At 55.3% G+C, this 19,588-nt stretch carries 17 protein-coding genes; 14 read left to right on the forward strand and 3 right to left on the reverse strand.

The features are described 5' to 3' along the window. Window positions 1-225 precede the first annotated feature (225 nt). The 6 genes from phrB to nei are packed head-to-tail and all read left to right on the forward strand — an operon-like array spanning window position 226 to window position 5,526. On the forward strand, window positions 226-1,638 hold the full coding sequence (phrB, locus tag ACLHV8_RS05195; protein ID WP_208593828.1) for a deoxyribodipyrimidine photo-lyase: 1,413 nt from the start codon (window positions 226-228) through the stop codon (window positions 1,636-1,638). 10 nt (window positions 1,639-1,648) lie between these two features. Beyond that, a complete protein-coding gene (locus ACLHV8_RS05200) occupies window positions 1,649-2,392 on the forward strand; it encodes a type 2 GTP cyclohydrolase I (RefSeq protein WP_208593846.1) in 744 nt (247 codons plus the stop codon). A 14-nt stretch (window positions 2,393-2,406) separates the two neighbouring features. Beyond that, complete coding sequence (gene pxpB / locus ACLHV8_RS05205; RefSeq protein WP_028019442.1) at window positions 2,407-3,063, forward strand: 5-oxoprolinase subunit PxpB; 657 nt, start codon at window positions 2,407-2,409, stop codon at window positions 3,061-3,063. After that, a complete protein-coding gene (gene pxpC / locus ACLHV8_RS05210) occupies window positions 3,057-3,989 on the forward strand; it encodes a 5-oxoprolinase subunit PxpC (RefSeq protein WP_108090586.1) in 933 nt (310 codons plus the stop codon). Before pxpB ends, pxpC begins: the two co-directional genes overlap by 7 nt. Further along, window positions 3,976-4,716 carry a 5-oxoprolinase subunit PxpA gene (gene pxpA / locus ACLHV8_RS05215; protein ID WP_128347817.1) on the forward strand — a complete coding sequence of 247 codons (741 nt, stop codon included), beginning with the start codon at window positions 3,976-3,978 and terminating at the stop codon, window positions 4,714-4,716. The genes pxpC and pxpA overlap by 14 nt, the downstream gene beginning before the upstream one ends. A gap of 18 nt (window positions 4,717-4,734) precedes the next feature. Beyond that, window positions 4,735-5,526: an endonuclease VIII gene (gene nei / locus ACLHV8_RS05220; RefSeq protein ID WP_208593826.1), complete on the forward strand. Its 792-nt coding sequence runs from the start codon at window positions 4,735-4,737 to the stop codon at window positions 5,524-5,526. Between the two features lie 85 nt (window positions 5,527-5,611). Here the strand turns inward: nei and ACLHV8_RS05225 are convergent, their stop codons facing one another. Continuing rightward, complete coding sequence (locus tag ACLHV8_RS05225; protein WP_028019438.1) at window positions 5,612-6,895, reverse strand: citrate synthase; 1,284 nt, start codon at window positions 6,893-6,895, stop codon at window positions 5,612-5,614. Between the two features lie 639 nt (window positions 6,896-7,534). Here ACLHV8_RS05225 and sdhC point away from each other — a divergent pair. The 8 genes from sdhC (at window position 7,535) to sucD (ending at window position 17,172) form a co-directional block, all read left to right on the forward strand. Then, the gene (gene sdhC / locus ACLHV8_RS05230; RefSeq protein WP_020684965.1) at window positions 7,535-7,939 is read left to right on the forward strand and encodes a succinate dehydrogenase cytochrome b556 subunit; all 405 of its coding nucleotides are present in this window, start codon (window positions 7,535-7,537) and stop codon (window positions 7,937-7,939) included. Continuing rightward, window positions 7,933-8,280, forward strand: a complete 348-nt coding sequence (gene sdhD, locus ACLHV8_RS05235; RefSeq protein WP_008501088.1) for a succinate dehydrogenase membrane anchor subunit — start codon at window positions 7,933-7,935, stop codon at window positions 8,278-8,280. The genes sdhC and sdhD overlap by 7 nt, the downstream gene beginning before the upstream one ends. Beyond that, window positions 8,280-10,046: a succinate dehydrogenase flavoprotein subunit gene (sdhA, locus tag ACLHV8_RS05240; RefSeq protein ID WP_128347818.1), complete on the forward strand. Its 1,767-nt coding sequence runs from the start codon at window positions 8,280-8,282 to the stop codon at window positions 10,044-10,046. The genes sdhD and sdhA overlap by 1 nt, the downstream gene beginning before the upstream one ends. A 15-nt stretch (window positions 10,047-10,061) precedes the next feature. After that, window positions 10,062-10,778: a succinate dehydrogenase iron-sulfur subunit SdhB gene (gene sdhB / locus ACLHV8_RS05245; protein ID WP_008501090.1), complete on the forward strand. Its 717-nt coding sequence runs from the start codon at window positions 10,062-10,064 to the stop codon at window positions 10,776-10,778. Window positions 10,779-11,011: 233 nt separating this feature from the next. Further along, window positions 11,012-13,819 (forward strand): 2-oxoglutarate dehydrogenase E1 component, encoded by a 2,808-nt coding sequence (gene sucA / locus ACLHV8_RS05250; protein WP_410376824.1) that lies wholly within the window; start codon window positions 11,012-11,014, stop codon window positions 13,817-13,819. Window positions 13,820-13,833: 14 nt separating this feature from the next. Beyond that, window positions 13,834-15,054, forward strand: coding sequence for a 2-oxoglutarate dehydrogenase complex dihydrolipoyllysine-residue succinyltransferase (odhB, locus tag ACLHV8_RS05255; RefSeq protein ID WP_028019435.1), 1,221 nt, complete (start codon window positions 13,834-13,836; stop codon window positions 15,052-15,054). 82 nt (window positions 15,055-15,136) lie between these two features. After that, a complete protein-coding gene (sucC, locus tag ACLHV8_RS05260) occupies window positions 15,137-16,303 on the forward strand; it encodes an ADP-forming succinate--CoA ligase subunit beta (RefSeq protein ID WP_006809579.1) in 1,167 nt (388 codons plus the stop codon). Continuing rightward, window positions 16,303-17,172 carry a succinate--CoA ligase subunit alpha gene (gene sucD / locus ACLHV8_RS05265; protein ID WP_008501094.1) on the forward strand — a complete coding sequence of 290 codons (870 nt, stop codon included), beginning with the start codon at window positions 16,303-16,305 and terminating at the stop codon, window positions 17,170-17,172. Before sucC ends, sucD begins: the two co-directional genes overlap by 1 nt. A gap of 84 nt (window positions 17,173-17,256) precedes the next feature. Here the strand turns inward: sucD and ACLHV8_RS05270 are convergent, their stop codons facing one another. Then, the gene (locus ACLHV8_RS05270; protein ID WP_208593824.1) at window positions 17,257-17,580 is read right to left on the reverse strand and encodes a cupin domain-containing protein; all 324 of its coding nucleotides are present in this window, start codon (window positions 17,578-17,580) and stop codon (window positions 17,257-17,259) included. A 47-nt stretch (window positions 17,581-17,627) separates the two neighbouring features. Continuing rightward, window positions 17,628-19,562 (reverse strand): heparinase II/III family protein, encoded by a 1,935-nt coding sequence (locus ACLHV8_RS05275; protein ID WP_208593823.1) that lies wholly within the window; start codon window positions 19,560-19,562, stop codon window positions 17,628-17,630. Window positions 19,563-19,588: the final 26 nt, after the last annotated feature.

Here is a 19,588-nt window from a genome sequence, read left to right on the forward strand (position 1 = left end):
GCATCGCGTTCATTGTCGCCAGCGTACTCGTTGTAAAAAGTGATGAACCGAACGGGTTTATTGCATTTTCCTCCATAGCGCAGGACAAGTAGCGTTAAGGCCGCCCCGGGCGGCCTTTTTTATTTCATCGCGTCTACACTTCATGGCAAAGTACATAAAAGCCTGCACCATTTTCTCTTTGGTGGCATGGCCTTACGGACATAATGGATATTTGCCTGGAGTTTTATGCCCACCCATCTGGTTTGGTTTCGCGCGGACCTGCGCGTACATGACAACATCGCACTCGCGGCGGCCTGTCGCGCCAAAGACGCTAACGTACTGGCTCTGTTTATTGCCACGCCCGAGCAGTGGCGGCAGCATGATATGGCTCCCCGCCAGGCGGCCTTGCTCCGTGCCTGGCTGAACGATCTGCAGCACTCGCTGGCCGAAAAAGGCATTCCCCTGATTTATAGAGAGGTGAGTGACTTTGCCGCACAGCTTCAGACGGTACAGGAGATCTGTCAGCAGAACGAAGTCACACATCTTTTTTATAACTATCAGTACGAGCTGAACGAACGTCAGCGAGATCGCCAGCTGGAGTCAATCCTGAAGGATGTTCAGTGCCAGGGATTTGATGACAGCGTGATGCTGGCACCGGGCAGCGTCATGACCGGTGGTCATGAAATGTATAAAGTGTTTACGCCCTTTAAAAATGCCTTTGTTAAACGTCTTAAAGAGGCACTGCCGGAGTGCGTGGTCGCTCCTGCTGTCCGGGGCGACGTGATAGCGGATCTGCCTGAGCTGACATTTAACTATCCCCAGCAGGCGTTCAATGCACTTCTGATCCCCGAAAACGAGAAATCTGCTATCGCGAAACTGCGCCAGTTTTGCAAACAGGGCGCGGGCGAATATGACACGCGCAGGGATTTTCCCGCTATTGAAGGAACCAGCCGTTTATCGGCCTGTTTAGCGCTGGGTGTCCTTTCTCCGCGCCAGTGTTTGCACCGCCTTCTGGCCGAACAACCTCAGGCGCTGGACGGAGGCGTGGGCTCGGTCTGGCTTAACGAACTTATCTGGCGCGAATTCTATCGCCATTTGATGACGTATCACCCTGATTTATGTAAGCATCGGCCATTCATTCCCTGGACCGATAACGTAAAATGGCAGTATAGCGAGACGCTTTTACAGGCCTGGCAGAAGGGAGAAACGGGCTACCCAATTGTTGATGCCGCGATGCGCCAACTGAATGAAACCGGGTGGATGCACAACCGTCTGCGGATGATCGCCGCCAGCTTCCTGGTGAAAGATCTGCTTATCGACTGGCGTATCGGGGAGCGCTATTTTATCTCTCAGTTGATCGATGGCGATCTGGCGGCGAACAACGGTGGCTGGCAGTGGGCGGCCTCTACCGGCACCGATGCGGCTCCCTATTTCCGGATTTTTAATCCAACCACCCAGGGGCAAAAATTTGATGCTGAAGGTGCGTTTATTCGCGCCTGGGTACCTGAACTGAAGGATGTTCCCGCCAAAGCGATTCACGAACCGTGGGTCTGGGCGGATAAACAGCGCGTCACGCTGGATTATCCTCGTCCGATTGTTGACCATAAACAGGCGCGCGTCGCCACGCTGGCGGCGTACGAAGCCGCCCGTAAAGCTTAAGAGAATCATGATGAAAAATAGCGAACTGGAAAGCCTGATTAACGAAAAACTGAACAGTGCCTCCTTCAGCGATTATGGCCCGAATGGGCTTCAGGTTGAAGGACGTGAAACGGTACAGAAAATTATCACCGGTGTGACGGCAAGCCAGGCGCTGCTGGATGAAGCTGTCCGTCAGGACGCAGACGCGGTGATTGTCCATCACGGTTATTTCTGGAAAAACGAATCGCCGATTATTCGCGGAATGAAGCGCAACCGCCTGAAAACGCTGCTGGCAAATGACATCAACCTGTACGGCTATCACCTGCCACTGGATGCACACCCGGAACTGGGAAACAACGTCCAGCTCGCACAGCTTCTGGGAATTACCGTGATGGGTGAGATTGAACCTCTGGTGCCGTGGGGCGAACTGGCGATGCCGGTTCCGGGTCTGGAGCTGGCCTCCTGGATTGAAGCGCGTCTGGGGCGTCGCCCATTGTGGTGCGGTGATACCGGACCGGATCTGGTTAAACGTGTTGCCTGGTGTACCGGTGGCGGACAGGGCTTTATCGACAGCGCTGCCCGCTTCGGCGTCGATGCGTTCATCACCGGCGAAGTCTCAGAGCAGACGGTTCACTCTGCTCGTGAGCAGGGTCTGCACTTTTACGCGGCAGGCCACCATGCCACTGAGCGCGGTGGCATTCGTGCCCTCAGTGAATGGCTGACGGAAAATACCGAGCTGGATGTGTCCTTTATTGATATCCCCAACCCGGCCTGATGAGAGGTGATTAAGTGCAGCGAGCGCGTTGTTATCTTCTGGGGGAAACCGCAGTCGTACTGGAGCTTGAACCCCCGATCACGCTAGCCACACAAAAGCGTATCTGGCGGCTGACGCAGCGTCTGGCCGAGATCCCTGAAGTGGTGGAAACCATTCCAGGTATGAATAACATCACCGTGGTACTGCGTAATCCGCATACTCTGGCCCTCGATGCCATCGAACGTTTGCAGCGCTGGTGGGAAGAGAGTGAGGCGCTGGAGCCTGACTCCAGAACGATTGAGATCCCGGTCGTTTATGGTGGTGCGCAGGGGCCCGATCTCTCTGTGGTGGCTGAACACTGCGGCTTAACGGAAAAGCAGGTCGTTGAGCTGCACGCCTCCGTTGATTACGTTGTCTGGTTTTTAGGATTTCAACCGGGCTTTCCGTATCTGGGAGGGCTCTCTTCAAGGCTGTATACGCCGCGTCGCGCCGAGCCTCGCCTGAGTGTGCCAGCAGGTACTGTTGCGATTGGCGGTGAGCAGACCGGCATTTATCCACTGGCATCACCGGGTGGCTGGCAGCTTATTGGACACACGTCCACGCCGTTATTTGAACCCGGGCAGGAATCGCCGGTTCTCTTGCGTCCAGGCGATACCCTTCGCTTTATCCCGCAGAAGGAGGGGGTATGTTAACGCTTATTCGCGCCGGGCTTTACACCTCCGTTCAGGATGCAGGCCGCTTTGGTTTGCGCCAGTCTGGCGTCAGCTATTGTGGTGCGCTGGACAGGCCTGCACTGGAGATTGCTAACGTGCTGGTGGGCAACCCCGGCAATACGGCTGCGCTTGAAATTACGCTCGGTCAATGTGTCATTGAGTTTGCTCAGGAGACATGGTTTGCCTTAACCGGAGCGGGGTGTGACGCTACGCTGGATGGCAAAGCCGTCTGGACGGGCTGGAGACTGCGGGCGAAAGCCGGGCAGCGTTTGACGCTTAAACGACCTCTGCACGGCGTCCGGAGCTATCTTGCGGTCGCGGGCGGCATTGATGTACCGGAGGTCATGGGGTCTTCCAGTACCGATCAAAAAGCGGGTATCGGTGGGCACGAAGGACGTTTGTTGCGCGACGGAGATCGTCTTGCGATTAAACCTTCAGCCCGCCATTTCTCTACGACGCTGGGCGTAAAACAGCTGTTGTGGGGAAATCAAATCCGCGCGTTGCCCGGACCGGAATATCAGGAGTTTGATGAGGTTTCTCAGGAGTCTTTCTGGCGTTCACCGTGGAAAATAAGTCCGCAAAGTAACCGCATGGGCTATCGTCTTCAGGGGCAACCGCTGACCCGTACCACCGACCGGGAATTGCTTTCCCACGGTTTATTGCCCGGTGTCATTCAGGTACCGGGTAACGGTCAACCCATCGTACTGATGAACGATGCGCAGACGACGGGGGGATACCCGCGAATTGCCTGCATTATTGAAGCCGATCGCTACCATCTGGCACAAATCCCTCTCGGGCAGCCGATTCATTTTGTGCAATGTTCGCTGGAGGAAGCGCTAAAAGCGCGTCAGGATCAGCAGCGTTATCTGGAACAACTGGCGTGGAGGCTTGATGGCAAAGATTGATTTAAACGCCGATCTGGGCGAGGGCGGGAGTGCCGACGCGGAGCTGATGACACTGGTCTCTTCGGTCAATATCGCCTGCGGCTTTCATGCGGGCGATGCGCAAATCATGCTCGCAAGCGTGCGTCGAGCCATCAAAAATGGCGTGGCGATTGGCGCTCACCCGAGCTTCCCTGACCGGGAGAACTTTGGTCGCACCGCGATGAGCCTGCCACCTGAGACGGTCTACGCTCAGGTGCTCTACCAGATTGGCGCGCTGGAGGCGATGGTTCGCGCCGAGAAGGGCGCGCTGCGCCACGTGAAGCCGCACGGCATGCTCTATAACCAGGCGGCAAAAGATCCGGCGCTGGCAGATGCTATTGCCCGTGCGGTAAGAGACTGCAATTCACAGCTGATCCTGGTGGGTCTGGCAGGCAGCGAGCTTATTCGCGCCGGCGAGCGTCTGGGGTTAACCACGCGGCAGGAGGTCTTTGCCGACCGGGGTTATCAACCCGACGGCAGTCTTGTACCGCGTACGCAAGCCGGTGCGCTGATAACGGACGAAGGTAAAGCGTTGGCCCAGACGCTGGAGATGGTGCGCGCCGGGCGGGTCACCGCCGTGGATGGCACATCGGCGCACGTTCAGGCTGATACGGTATGTTTACATGGTGATGGCGAGCATGCGCTCCAGTTCGCGCGCCGCTTGCGGGCAGCGTTCTCTGAGGAGGGCATCCTTGTCAGCGCAGACTAATCATGAAAGGACAGAAAAATGCCAGAAGGCCCGGAGATCCGCCGCGCGGCGGATAGCCTCGAGGCGGCGATAAAGGGCAAACATCTGACGGAGGTCTGGTTTGCTTTTCCTCAACTGAAACCGTTTGAATCACAGCTGGTGGGGCAGACGGTAACCCATATTGAAACGCGCGGCAAAGCGTTGCTCACGCATTTTTCCCATAACCTGACGTTATATAGCCATAACCAGCTTTACGGCGTCTGGCGAGTGGTGGAGGCGGGTGAACAGCCGCAGACTACCCGCGTGCTGCGCGTCAGGCTGCAAACTGCCGATAAGGCGATCCTGCTCTATAGCGCCTCTGATATCGAAATGTTAACGCCGGAGCAACTGCTCGCACACCAGTTTCTACAGCGAGTGGGACCGGACGTACTGGATATGCGTCTGACGGCGAGCGATGTGAAGGCCCGACTGTTATCGCCCAAATTCCGTAACCGGCAGTTTTCCGGCCTGTTCCTTGACCAGGCGTTTCTGGCCGGGCTTGGCAACTACCTGCGGGTGGAAATCCTCTGGGAAGTCGGGCTGGCGCCGCAGCATAAAGCCTCTCAGCTGAGCGATGAACGGCTGGAGGCGCTGTCCCACGCGCTGCTGGACATCCCGCGACTGTCGTACAACACGCGCGGAGTGGTGGATGACAATAAGCATCACGGGGCGCTGTTCCGGTTCAAGGTGTTTCATCGGGCGGGGCAGAAGTGCGAGCGGTGCGGCGGGATTATCGACAGGATGATGCTTTCTTCAAGACCGTTTTACTGGTGTCCACACTGTCAGAAATAAAAAAGCCGGGTGGTGGCTACGCCTTACCCGGCCTACGTTTCGCACTTGTATGCCCGGTAAGCGTTAGCGCCACCGGGCTTGTCTTTTAGCGCTTCAGATCGGACTTAAAATCACGCTGCTCGTAGCCGGTATACAGCTGACGAGGACGGGCGATTTTCATGCCTTCGCTGTGCATTTCGTTCCAGTGCGCAATCCAGCCGACGGTACGCGCCATAGCGAAGATCACGGTGAACATGGAAGACGGAATACCCATCGCTTTCAGGATGATACCGGAGTAGAAATCGACGTTCGGGTAGAGTTTCTTCTCGATGAAGTACGGGTCGTTCAGCGCGATGTGTTCCAGCTCCATCGCCACTTCCAGCAGATCATCTTTGGTGCCCAGCTCTTTAAGCACTTCGTGGCAGGTCTCACGCATCACGGTGGCGCGTGGGTCGTAGTTTTTGTAAACACGGTGACCAAAGCCCATCAGGCGGAAGGAGTCATTCTTGTCTTTCGCGCGACGCACGAACTCAGGAATGTGTTCCACAGAGCTGATCTCTTCCAGCATCTTCAGCGCCGCTTCGTTCGCGCCGCCGTGCGCCGGTCCCCACAGGGAGGCGATGCCCGCAGCGATACAGGCAAACGGGTTCGCGCCTGAAGAGCCTGCGGTACGTACGGTGGAGGTAGAGGCGTTCTGTTCGTGGTCAGCGTGCAGGATCAGAATACGGTCCATCGCGCGTTCCAGAACCGGGTTCACTTCGTACTCTTCGCACGGCGTGGAGAACATCATGCGCAGGAAGTTGCCGGCATAGGAGAGGTCGTTACGTGGATACACAAACGGCTGACCGATGGAGTATTTGTAGCACATCGCTGCCATGGTTGGCATTTTGGACAGCAGACGGAACGCCGCGATATCACGGTGGCGTGGGTTATTCACGTCCAGAGAATCGTGGTAGAACGCCGCCAGCGCACCGGTAATCCCGCACATCACCGCCATCGGGTGAGAGTCACGACGGAACGCATGGAACAGACGAGTAATCTGTTCATGGATCATGGTGTGACGGGTCACGGTGGTTTTGAATTCATCGTATTGTGCCTGCGTCGGTTTTTCGCCGTTCAGCAGGATGTAGCACACTTCCAGGTAGTTGGATTCAGTGGCTAATTGATCGATGGGGAAGCCGCGATGGAGCAGGATACCTTCGTCACCGTCAATGTAGGTGATTTTGGATTCGCAAGATGCGGTAGAGGTGAATCCAGGGTCAAAGGTGAAAACTCCTTTAGAACCCAGCGTACGGATATCAATAACATCCTGACCGAGCGTGCCTTTTAGCACATCCAGTTCAATAGCAGTGTCACCATTTAGGGTGAGCGTTGCCTTCGTATCAGCCATTTACGGTCTCCTTAGCGCCTTATGCTTAAGACTGCGCTTTACCGGATTTGCTTTCAGCTGTTAATCACCGTTACCAGATTGTTATTTGGCTTACCGCTCAGCTCACGAGGACAAACCAGGGTACAGAGCTATGGCGCCTTGCAGGTAAACGAATGAAATATCAGTGAAACAACAGCAAATCAGCGTTTTTGCAGTCCGAATTATTCAAACCTGTATATCACTAATAACTGTCCTGATAACTTCGGTCAATACCATCACACTGTTACATAACTATTTGTCAGGTGAAAGAGAGACCTCATAACTTTTGCGCATTATATGCCTTTTCTGCTGACGTTTGTAACAATATTGTTTAACATTTGTCAAATCAGATGATTAAAATTTAAAAAGATGTTGTTATCGTGACCCTGATCACTGTTCCAGAGAAAACCCGACAAACTGTATGTAGGTTAATTGTAATGATTTTGTGAACGGCCTATACTGCCGCCAGGTCTCCGGAACACCCTGCAATCCCGAGCCACCCAGCGTTGTAACGTGTCGTTTAAGCATCTGGAAGCAATGTTTTGCATGACGCGCAGTTATAGAAAAGGAACGCTGCTTGACCCGCATCGCAGTCCGGAGGAAGGAAACAATAAGAACAGCATGTGGGCGTTATTCATGATAAGAAATGTGAAAAAACAAAGACCTGTCAATCTGGATCTCAAAACGATCCGGTTCCCTGTAACAGCAATAGCGTCCATTTTGCACCGCGTTTCTGGTGTGATTACGTTTGTGGCGGTCGGTATTCTGCTGTGGTTACTGGGCACCAGCCTCTCTTCTCCTGAAGGATTCCTCCAGGCCTCTGCCATCATGAACAGCTTCTTCGTGAAATTTATCATGTGGGGCATTCTGACCGCGCTGGCGTACCACGTTGTGGTGGGTGTTCGCCATATGCTGATGGACTTTGGCTACCTGGAAGAAACCTTCGAAGCCGGGAAACGCTCCGCTAACATTTCATTTGTGATTACAGTCGTGCTTTCACTTCTCGCAGGAGTTCTCGTATGGTAAGCAACGCCTCCGCATTAGGACGCAACGGCGTACATGACTTCATTCTGGTCCGTGCTACCGCTATCGTTCTCACCCTTTACATTATCTATATGATCGGTTTCTTCGCGACCAGCGGCACGCTGACGTGGGAAATCTGGAGTGGGTTTTTCGGATCTGCCTTCACCAAAGTGTTCACCCTGCTGGCGCTGTTCTCCATCCTTATTCATGCCTGGATTGGCATGTGGCAGGTGTTGACCGATTACGTTAAACCACTGGCTATTCGCCTTCCTCTGCAGCTGGCAATCGTCGTTGCTCTGGTGGTTTACGTTATTTATGGATTCGTTGTGGTGTGGGGTGTGTAATGAAACTGCCAGTCAGAGAATTTGATGCTGTCGTGATTGGTGCGGGTGGCGCAGGTATGCGTGCCGCACTGCAAATTTCCCAGAGCGGCCAGACCTGTGCGCTGCTCTCAAAAGTATTCCCAACCCGTTCCCACACTGTGTCTGCGCAGGGCGGTATCACCGTTGCGCTGGGTAACTCCCATGAAGATAACTGGGAATGGCACATGTACGACACGGTAAAAGGTTCCGACTACATCGGCGACCAGGATGCCATCGAATATATGTGTAAGACTGGCCCGGAAGCGATTCTGGAGCTGGACCATATGGGTCTGCCGTTCTCCCGTCTGGAAAATGGCACCATCTATCAGCGTCCGTTTGGCGGCCAGTCGAAAAACTTCGGCGGCGAGCAGGCGGCACGTACTGCGGCGGCGGCTGACCGTACCGGCCACGCGCTGCTGCACACCCTGTACCAGCAGAACCTGAAAAACCACACCACCATCTTCTCCGAGTGGTACGCGCTGGATCTGGTGAAAAACGCCGATGGCGCAATTGTGGGTTGTACCGCGCTGTGCATCGAAACCGGTGAAGTGGTCTACTTCAAAGCACGTGCAACCGTGCTGGCAACCGGCGGTGCAGGCCGTATCTATCAGTCCACCACTAACGCCCACATCAACACCGGTGACGGCGTCGGTATGGCTATCCGCGCGGGCGTGCCGGTGCAGGATATGGAGATGTGGCAGTTCCACCCAACCGGTATCGCTGGTGCGGGCGTTCTGGTAACAGAAGGCTGCCGCGGTGAAGGTGGTTATCTGCTGAATAAACACGGCGAGCGCTTCATGGAGCGTTACGCCCCGAATGCGAAAGACCTGGCGGGTCGTGACGTGGTGGCGCGCTCCATCATGATCGAAATCCGTGAAGGCCGCGGCTGCGACGGCCCATGGGGTCCACACGCCAAGCTGAAACTCGACCATCTGGGTAAAGAAGTACTGGAGTCCCGTCTGCCAGGCATCCTGGAACTGTCCCGTACCTTCGCTCACGTTGACCCTGTAAAAGAGCCAATTCCGGTAATCCCAACCTGCCACTATATGATGGGCGGTATTCCGACCAAAGTGACCGGTCAGGCGCTGACCGTGAACGAGCAGGGCGAAGACGTGGTCATCCCTGGCCTGTTCGCAGTAGGTGAAATCGCCTGCGTATCCGTACACGGTGCCAACCGTCTGGGCGGCAACTCCCTGCTGGACCTGGTGGTGTTTGGTCGTGCGGTGGGTCTGCATCTGCAGGAATCCATTGCCGAGCAGGGCGACCTGCGTGACGCGACCGACGACGAAATTGGTGCCTCTCTTGAGCGCCTCAACCGCTGGAACGGCAACCGTAACGGCGAAGATCCGGTGGAAATCCGTAAAGCGCTTCAGGAATGTATGCAGCACAACTTCTCGGTATTCCGTGAAGGTGACGCGATGGCCAAAGGTCTTGAGCAGCTGAAAGCGATCCGCGAGCGTCTGAAAAATGCCCGTTTGGACGACACTTCCAGCGAGTTCAACACCCAGCGCGTTGAGTGCCTGGAGCTGGATAACCTGATGGAAACTGCATTTGCCACCGCGATGTCGGCAAACTTCCGTACCGAAAGCCGTGGCGCGCATAGCCGCTTCGACTTCCCGGAGCGTGACGATGAAAACTGGCTGTGCCATTCCCTGTATCTGCCAGAATCGGAAACCATGACGCGCCGTCAGGTGAACATGGAACCGAAACTGCGTCCGGCGTTCCCGCCGAAGATTCGTACTTACTAATGCGGAGACAGGATAATGAAACTCGAATTCTCAGTTTATCGTTATAACCCGGATGTTGATGATGCTCCGCGTATGCAGGATTACACCCTGGAAGCGGAAGAAGGTCGTGACATGATGCTGCTGGATGCCTTAATCCAGCTGAAAGAAAAAGATCCGACGCTGTCGTTTCGTCGTTCCTGCCGTGAAGGGGTGTGTGGCTCTGACGGCGTGAACATGAACGGCAAAAATGGCCTGGCCTGCATCACGCCAATTTCCGCGTTGCAGCGTCCAGGTCAGAAAATTGTTATCCGTCCTCTGCCTGGCCTGCCGGTCGTGCGTGATTTGGTGGTGGACATGGGGCAATTCTATGCACAATATGAGAAGATTAAGCCTTACTTGTTGAATAATGGGCAAAATCCGCCCGCTCGCGAGCACTTACAGTCTCCTGAGCAGCGTGAAAAACTCGATGGGCTGTACGAGTGTATTCTCTGTGCATGTTGTTCGACGTCCTGCCCATCGTTCTGGTGGAACCCGGACAAGTTTATCGGCCCGGCGGGTCTGCTGGCTGCCTATCGCTTCCTGATCGATAGCCGCGACACCGAAACCGATAGCCGTCTGGAAGGACTGAGTGACGCTTTCAGCGTATTCCGCTGCCATAGCATCATGAACTGCGTCAGTGTGTGTCCGAAGGGGCTGAACCCGACGCGCGCCATCGGCCATATTAAGTCGATGTTGTTGCAGCGCAGTGCGTAAGTAGTGAGAGGGGAGCGCTGTTCCCCTCACCCTGACCCTCTCCCCGTGGGAGAGGGGACAGATTGCAGAAACCTTTAAAAACTGCCCTGTACTACCCTGAAGTCCAGACAGTTTCTAAAGGTTCCTTCGCGGGCCAAATGAAAAGAGCTCGCAGGTGAACCCCGGCACGTACACGTGGTGTGCGTGGTAGTTTCTACGGCGAAAGTAAGCATAAAAATGCTTAAGGGATCACGATGCAGAACGGCGCAATGAAAGCCTGGCTGGACTCTTCTTACCTCTCTGGTGCCAACCAGAGCTGGATAGAACAGCTCTATGAAGACTTCTTAACCGATCCTGACTCAGTGGACGCAAACTGGCGTTCCATGTTCCAGCAGTTGCCTGGCACGGGAGTCAAACCGGATCAATTCCATTCCAAAACACGTGATTATTTCCGTCGTCTGGCGAAGGATGCCTCACGTTACTCTTCTGCGATTTCCGACCCTGACACCAATGCGAAGCAGGTTAAAGTCCTGCAGCTTATCAACGCTTATCGCTTCCGTGGTCACCAGCATGCGAATCTCGATCCGCTGGGACTGTGGCAGCAAGACCGTGTGGCGGATCTCGATCCGGCGTATCACGATCTGACCGAGGCCGATTTCCAGGAAAGCTTTAACGTAGGTTCCTTTGCCATCGGCAAAGACACGATGAAGCTGGGCGATCTGATTGACGCGCTCAAGCAAACCTACTGCGGCTCCATCGGCGCGGAATACATGCACATTACCTCTACCGAAGAGAAACGCTGGATCCAGCAGCGTATCGAATCCGTAGCGGGCCACGCGACCTTCTCGGCTGACGAGAAAAAACGCTTCCTGAACGAACTGACCGCTGCCGAGGGTCTTGAGCGCTATCTTGGCGCGAAATTCCCGGGCGCAAAACGCTTCTCGCTGGAAGGCGGTGATGCGCTGGTGCCGATGCTGAAAGAGCTGATTCGTCACGCCGGCAAGAGCGGCACCCGTGAAGTGGTGCTGGGCATGGCGCACCGTGGTCGTCTGAACGTACTGGTCAACGTGCTGGGTAAAAAACCGCAGGATCTGTTCGACGAATTCGCGGGCAAACATAAAGAACACCTCGGCACCGGCGACGTGAAGTACCACATGGGCTTCTCGTCTGATATCGAAACCGAAGGTGGTCTGGTTCACCTGGCGCTGGCGTTTAACCCGTCGCACCTGGAAATCGTCAGCCCGGTGGTTATCGGTTCCGTGCGTGCGCGTCTGGATCGTCTGGACGAGCCTAGCAGCAATAAAGTACTGCCAATCACCATCCACGGTGATGCGGCGGTAACAGGGCAGGGCGTGGTTCAGGAAACCCTGAACATGTCCAAAGCGCGTGGTTACGAAGTGGGCGGTACCGTTCGCATCGTGATTAACAACCAGGTGGGCTTCACCACCTCTAACCCGCTGGATGCACGTTCTACCCCGTACTGCACCGACATCGGTAAAATGGTACAGGCGCCGATCTTCCACGTTAACGCGGATGACCCGGAAGCCGTTGCTTTTGTTACCCGTCTGGCGCTGGACTTCCGTAACACCTTCAAGCGCGATGTGTTCATTGACCTCTTCTGCTACCGTCGTCACGGCCACAACGAAGCGGATGAGCCAAGTGCAACCCAGCCGCTGATGTACCAGAAAATCAAAAAACACCCGACCCCGCGCAAAATCTATGCTGACAAGCTGGAGAGCGACAAAGTGGCGACGCTGGAAGATGCGACCGAAATGGTCAACCTCTACCGCGACGCGCTGGATGCGGGTGAATGCGTGGTGAAAGAGCTGCGCCCAATGAACATGCACTCCTTTACCTGGTCGCCGTACCTCAACCACGAGTGGGATGAGAGCTACCCGAACAAGGTCGAAATGAAGCGCCTGCAGGAGCTGGCTAAACGCATCAGCACTGTGCCTGACGCCATTGAGATGCAGTCTCGCGTGCAGAAAATCTACGCTGACCGTCAGTCCATGGCAGCAGGCGAGAAGCTGTTTGACTGGGGTGGCGCGGAAACCCTGGCTTACGCAACGCTGGTTGACGAGGGTATTCCTGTTCGTCTGTCCGGTGAAGATGCGGGCCGTGGCACCTTCTTCCACCGTCACGCAGTTGTTCACAACCAGTCCAACGGTTCAACCTACACTCCGCTGCAGCACGTGCACAACGGTCAGGGCCAGTTCAAGGTCTGGGACTCCGTGCTGTCTGAAGAAGCGGTGCTGGCATTCGAATACGGTTACGCCACCGCAGAACCTCGCCCCCTGACTATCTGGGAAGCGCAGTTCGGTGACTTCGCCAACGGTGCGCAGGTTGTGATCGACCAGTTCATCTCCTCCGGCGAGCAGAAATGGGGCCGTATGTGTGGCCTGGTGATGCTGCTGCCGCACGGCTATGAAGGCCAGGGGCCGGAGCACTCCTCCGCGCGTCTGGAACGTTATCTGCAGCTCTGCGCTGAGCAGAATATGCAGGTCTGCGTGCCGTCCACCCCGGCTCAGGTGTACCACATGCTGCGTCGTCAGGCGCTGCGCGGTATGCGCCGTCCGCTGGTGGTGATGTCGCCGAAATCCCTGCTGCGTCATCCGCTGGCCGTGTCCAGCCTGGACGAACTGGCGAATGGCACCTTCCTGCCAGCCATCGGTGAGATTGATGAACTGGATCCGCAGGCTGTGAAGCGTGTGGTGATGTGTTCTGGTAAGGTTTATTACGACCTGCTGGAACAGCGCCGTAAGAACGATCAGAAAGATGTCGCCATCGTGCGTATCGAACAGCTTTATCCGTTCCCGCACCAGGCGGTGCAGGAAGCGCTGAAACCTTACGCTCACGTACATGATTTTGTCTGGTGCCAGGAAGAGCCGCTCAACCAGGGCGCATGGTACTGCAGCCAGCATCATTTCCGTGAAGTGATTCCATTTGGGTCAGCCCTGCGTTATGCAGGTCGCCCGGCCTCCGCCTCACCGGCGGTAGGGTATATGTCCGTTCACCAGAAGCAGCAACAAGATCTGGTCAATGACGCGCTGAACGTCGATTAATTAAAGGATACATAATGAGTAGCGTAGATATTCTTGTTCCCGACCTGCCTGAATCTGTAGCAGATGCGACCGTCGCTACCTGGCACAAAAAACCAGGCGATGCCGTTAAGCGCGATGAAGTGCTGGTAGAAATCGAAACTGACAAAGTGGTACTGGAAGTACCGGCTTCGGCGGATGGTGTTCTGGATGCTGTGCTGGAAGATGAAGGCACAACCGTAACCTCTCGTCAGATCCTGGGTCGCCTGCGCGAAGGCAACAGCGCGGGCAAAGAGTCCAGCGCGAAATCTGAAGAGAAAGCCTCTACGCCGGCTCAACGCCAGCAGGCTTCTCTGGAAGAGCAGACCAACGATGCGCTCAGCCCGGCGATTCGTCGCCTGCTGGCTGAGCACAACCTGGATGCGGCTGCTATTAAAGGCACCGGTGTGGGTGGTCGTCTGACCCGCGAAGATATCGAGAAGCACCTGGCGAAAGCGCCTGCGAAAGCAGAAGCAAAAGCCCCTGCGGCAGCGCCAGCAGCGCAGCCTGCTCTGGGTGCCCGCAGCGAAAAACGTGTGCCAATGACTCGCCTGCGTAAGCGTGTGGCTGAGCGTCTGCTGGAAGCGAAAAACTCCACCGCGATGCTGACCACCTTCAACGAAGTGAACATGAAGCCAATCATGGACCTGCGTAAGCAGTACGGTGACGCGTTTGAAAAACGTCACGGTATCCGTCTGGGCTTTATGTCCTTCTACGTGAAAGCGGTGGTTGAAGCGCTGAAACGCTACCCGGAAGTGAACGCGTCCATCGACGGTGATGACGTGGTTTACCACAACTACTTCGACGTCAGCATGGCGGTATCTACTCCGCGTGGCCTGGTGACCCCAGTACTGCGTGACGTGGATACCCTGGGTATGGCTGATATCGAGAAAAATATTAAAGAGCTGGCTGTGAAAGGCCGCGACGGCAAGCTGACCGTAGATGACCTGACCGGCGGTAACTTCACCATTACCAACGGCGGCGTATTCGGTTCGCTGATGTCTACCCCAATCATTAACCCGCCGCAGAGCGCGATCCTGGGTATGCATGCCATTAAAGATCGTCCTATGGCGGTAGACGGTAAAGTTGAGATCCTGCCGATGATGTACCTGGCACTGTCTTACGATCACCGTCTGATCGATGGCCGCGAGTCCGTTGGCTTCCTGGTGGCGATTAAAGAGCTGCTGGAAGATCCAACGCGTCTGCTGCTCGACGTCTAGTTTGCAGTCTTGCCCGGCGGCATATAGCTGCCGGGCCTATAAAAGCACGACCTAACGATTACCTGAAGGATGGATAGAACACATGAACTTACATGAATATCAGGCCAAACAGCTGTTTGCCCGGTATGGCTTACCGGCTCCGGTGGGTTATGCCTGTACTACCCCGCGTGAAGCAGAAGAAGCCGCATCTAAAATCGGTTCCGGCCCTTGGGTAGTTAAGTGTCAGGTTCACGCTGGTGGCCGTGGTAAAGCGGGCGGTGTGAAGGTTGTTAAGAGCAAAGAAGAGATTCGTGCGTTTGCTGAACATTGGCTCGGCAAGCGTCTGGTGACCTACCAGACAGATGCGAACGGCCAGCCGGTTAACCAGATCCTGGTAGAAGCCGCGACCGACATCGCGAAAGAACTGTACCTGGGTGCGGTTGTTGACCGTAGTTCCCGTCGCGTGGTGTTCATGGCGTCTACCGAAGGCGGCGTGGAAATCGAAAAAGTGGCAGAAGAAACCCCTCATCTGATCCACAAAGTGGCTATCGATCCGCTGGCAGGCCCAATGCCTTACCAGGGTCGTGAGCTGGCGTTCAAACTGGGTCTGGAAGGTAAACTGGTTCAACAGTTCACCAAGATCTTCATGGGTCTGGCGACCATCTTCCTGGAGCGTGACCTGGCGCTGATCGAGATCAACCCGCTGGTGATCACCACTCAGGGCGATCTGATCTGCCTCGACGGTAAACTGGGCGCTGACGGCAACGCACTGTTCCGCCAGCCGGATCTGCGCGAAATGCGTGACCAGTCTCAGGAAGACCCGCGTGAAGCGCAGGCTGCACAGTGGGAACTGAACTATGTGGCGCTGGATGGCAACATCGGCTGCATGGTTAACGGTGCGGGCCTGGCAATGGGTACCATGGACATCGTTAAGCTGCACGGCGGTGAGCCAGCAAACTTCCTCGACGTAGGCGGTGGCGCAACCAAAGAGCGCGTAACCGAAGCGTTCAAAATCATCCTGTCTGACGACAACGTGAAGGCCGTTCTGGTTAACATCTTCGGCGGTATCGTGCGTTGTGACCTGATCGCCGACGGTATCATCGGTGCAGTGGAAGAAGTGGGTGTTAACGTTCCGGTGGTTGTGCGTCTGGAAGGTAACAACGCTGAACTCGGCGCGAAAAAACTGGCTGACAGCGGCCTGAATATTATTGCAGCGAAAAGTCTGACGGATGCAGCTCAGCAGGTTGTTGCCGCAGTGGAGGGGAAATAATGTCCGTTTTAATTAATAAAGATACCAAGGTTATCTGCCAGGGCTTCACCGGTAGCCAGGGGACTTTCCACTCCGAACAGGCGATTGCCTACGGTACGCAAATGGTTGGCGGCGTAACGCCAGGTAAAGGCGGTACTACGCACCTGGGTCTGCCGGTGTTTAACACCGTGCGTGAAGCCGTAGAAGCCACTGGCGCAACCGCGACCGTCATCTACGTTCCGGCACCGTTCTGCAAAGACTCCATTCTGGAAGCGATCGATGCAGGTATTAAACTGATCATCACCATCACTGAAGGCATCCCGACGCTGGATATGCTGACCGTGAAGGTTAAGCTGGATGAAGCTGGCGTGCGTATGATCGGCCCGAACTGCCCAGGCGTTATCACTCCAGGCGAATGCAAAATCGGTATCATGCCAGGCCACATTCACAAGCCGGGCAAAGTGGGTATCGTTTCCCGCTCCGGTACGCTGACCTATGAAGCGGTCAAACAGACCACCGATTACGGCTTCGGCCAGTCCACCTGTGTGGGCATCGGCGGTGACCCGATCCCGGGCTCTAACTTCATCGACATCCTGAAGCTGTTCCAGGAAGATCCACAGACCGAAGCGATCGTGATGATCGGTGAGATCGGTGGTAGCGCTGAAGAAGAAGCGGCTGCTTACATCAAAGAACACGTGACCAAGCCGGTTGTCGGTTACATCGCGGGTGTGACTGCGCCGAAAGGCAAGCGTATGGGTCACGCAGGTGCGATTATCGCGGGTGGTAAAGGTACGGCTGATGAGAAATTCGCAGCGCTGGAAGCCGCAGGCGTGAAAACCGTTCGCAGCCTGGCGGATATCGGCGAAGCACTGAAATCCATCATTAAGTAAATCCTCTCTGCTCTCTGCAAGGAGAGCGTTGAAATAAAAAAATGTCCGTTTCGACATGGTTGGCCGCTGTAAAGCGGCCTTTTTTTATTGCAGAAAATCCTCACGTATCGGCGTAAAGGTATCCAGCAGGGTTCCCGCCTTGTGACAGACGCAGCCGTGCATAACATTGGGTTGTTTGTACAGCGTATCGCCTGCTCTGACGATATGCGTTTCGTCGCCAATGGTAAATTCAAACTCACCGGAGAGAACATACGTCAACTGCTCGTGGGGATGGCTGTGCATGGGGCCGATGGCACCCTGCGCGAAATGTACTTCAACCGCCATCATATTGCCGGCATGGGCGAGGATCCGGCGGGTTACGCCATTCCCAGCCTCTTCCAGCTGGGTCTGATTGTGAAAAACAAACATCGTATTACCTCAGTTGTATAGTGAATGAGTGACTTCTGACCGAGCTGTCAGAGGCGGTATGTGCGGTTTAACGTCATGTCAATCACGGTTATTGTATCGTCGCTCTTCACGATATCGACTTTCCCGGTGCCCGTGAAATCTGTGACAAACACGAAGGAAATGCGCTTATCTCGGCTGCGTAATAGCAGGTAGTCGATCATCGATGTCGAAGGGTTATTCGGTCCCTGAGCTTTGATTAACGCCGTATTGTTGGTCGAAAAGCAGGTGACAGAAACCGGGGCGTCGGCCTGGAAGTGAACCTCCATTTTACCCTTCAGCGGCTGTTCAGTTGCCTGCTTAACGTAGGGGTAGCAGATCCGGACGCCATTCTGTGGCGCCGTCGGTGTTGTTGAGGCGTTGATGTGGTAAACCGCATCGACGCACTGGTAGTGAGGATTATCGACGTCCCATTTATCAATCAGCAGGTTTTCCGTCACGACGATGCTACGGCGAAAAACGATATCCCGGTAGGACTCATCATCCCACTCCACGTGAGTTTTGCTGTCGGGTAACACAGCGGCGCTGCACCAGTCCACTTCGGCGATCAGCCGCGATTCTCCCTCCTGCTGCTGGTAATCGAGAACCTTGGGTAGTGCAGGGGGCTGGTTGAGTCCGTTGACGCACAGCGTATTGTGCGAAAACGTATTTTTGTAGTAGCCATAGTGCAGCGGTGCGCCATAGCCGGTTGTGCCCAGATCGGGGAACAGCGCGCTGTAGTTATTGAAGACGATAAGGTTGAGTCTGTCGTAGTGATCGTGCTCGCCGCCATAAGGGCCATGTTTAATGCATACGGCGCGGCCTGGCGCGTTGCGGATTATCGTAAATCCGGCGTCAGGATTATGCTCATTACCCTCCGGGGCGCTTAACGCCTGCGCCGGCAGCGGTTGCCCATAGAAAAGGGCATCAATGTTGTCGCGCGGTCCAGCGGTGTATAGCCAGGCTAACAGCTCGCCATATTGCGGGTTGCCATAATAGTTGAACGCAAATTCATAGATATCGGCGTGGCCGAGTCTCTCCTGGCCGTTCACGCAGTCGTTTACTTTAGGCAGGGTCATATTCGGCATCAGCAGCGCCAATGGCAGCGACAGCATGTTCGTATACCAGGGCTTATCCAGCAGGCTGAACGGACCATGTTGGGCGAATTTCTCAAAGCCCATGAACGCCTCAAGCGCGTAATAGTGGTAATGCAGCGAACCTTCGAACCATAAGCCGCCGGGCAGCAGGGCATGTTCCAGCTGATACCGCAGGCCGTAAGGGCTGTTAACGGCAAACGTCAGATAGCGATCGTCGTCGAGAATCGCGCCGATAATGCCGATGGTCGCGCTGATCTTCACCTCGTGGTTGTGGATTTGATTGCTACGGTGCTGCATCAGAAAATCGGCTCCGCTGCGCAGCAGGCGTCGGGAAATATACTCATACTGTTCTGTCGTCAGCGCGGCGCTGACGATATCGAATCCACGGGCAAAATCGGCATGACAGTTGGCTTCACACAGCGTCTGCGCGTTGGCTTTACCGGGACCGTTATAAGGAATACCGCCGTGTTCTTCGTAGTCAGGGTAGTATTTTGCGTACTGCATCAGGATATCGGTAATTTTATTGAGGTATTTATTATCGTCCGTTAGCAGCCAGAGGATGCCCAGCTCATAGCACGCTTTAGCATTGAGCCCGTTAAGCCAGCGCCACCAGGCACCATAGTAAGGTTCACCGGTAAAGACGGCTCCATCAACCGGGCAACGGTGCTTATTGGGCGATTTCCGGTCCCAGAACAGCCGCACGCTGTGTTCCGGGCAGTAAAAATAGTGGTTCCAGGTGGCGCAGCCCGTTTGCGGAACCAGCGTGTCGTGGTTAAGGACGTCGCGGTTGTTTTCCTCCAGGCGGCGAAGGATCTCCGGCGTTACCCGGGCTTTTGCAGCGGCAATCTGTGCTTCTGTAAACTGTTTCATTATCTACCTGTATGCGTTGACGTGGC

Source organism: Enterobacter sp. CPE_E863 (assembly GCF_046521465.1).
Lineage (GTDB): Bacteria > Pseudomonadota > Gammaproteobacteria > Enterobacterales > Enterobacteriaceae > Enterobacter > Enterobacter adelaidei.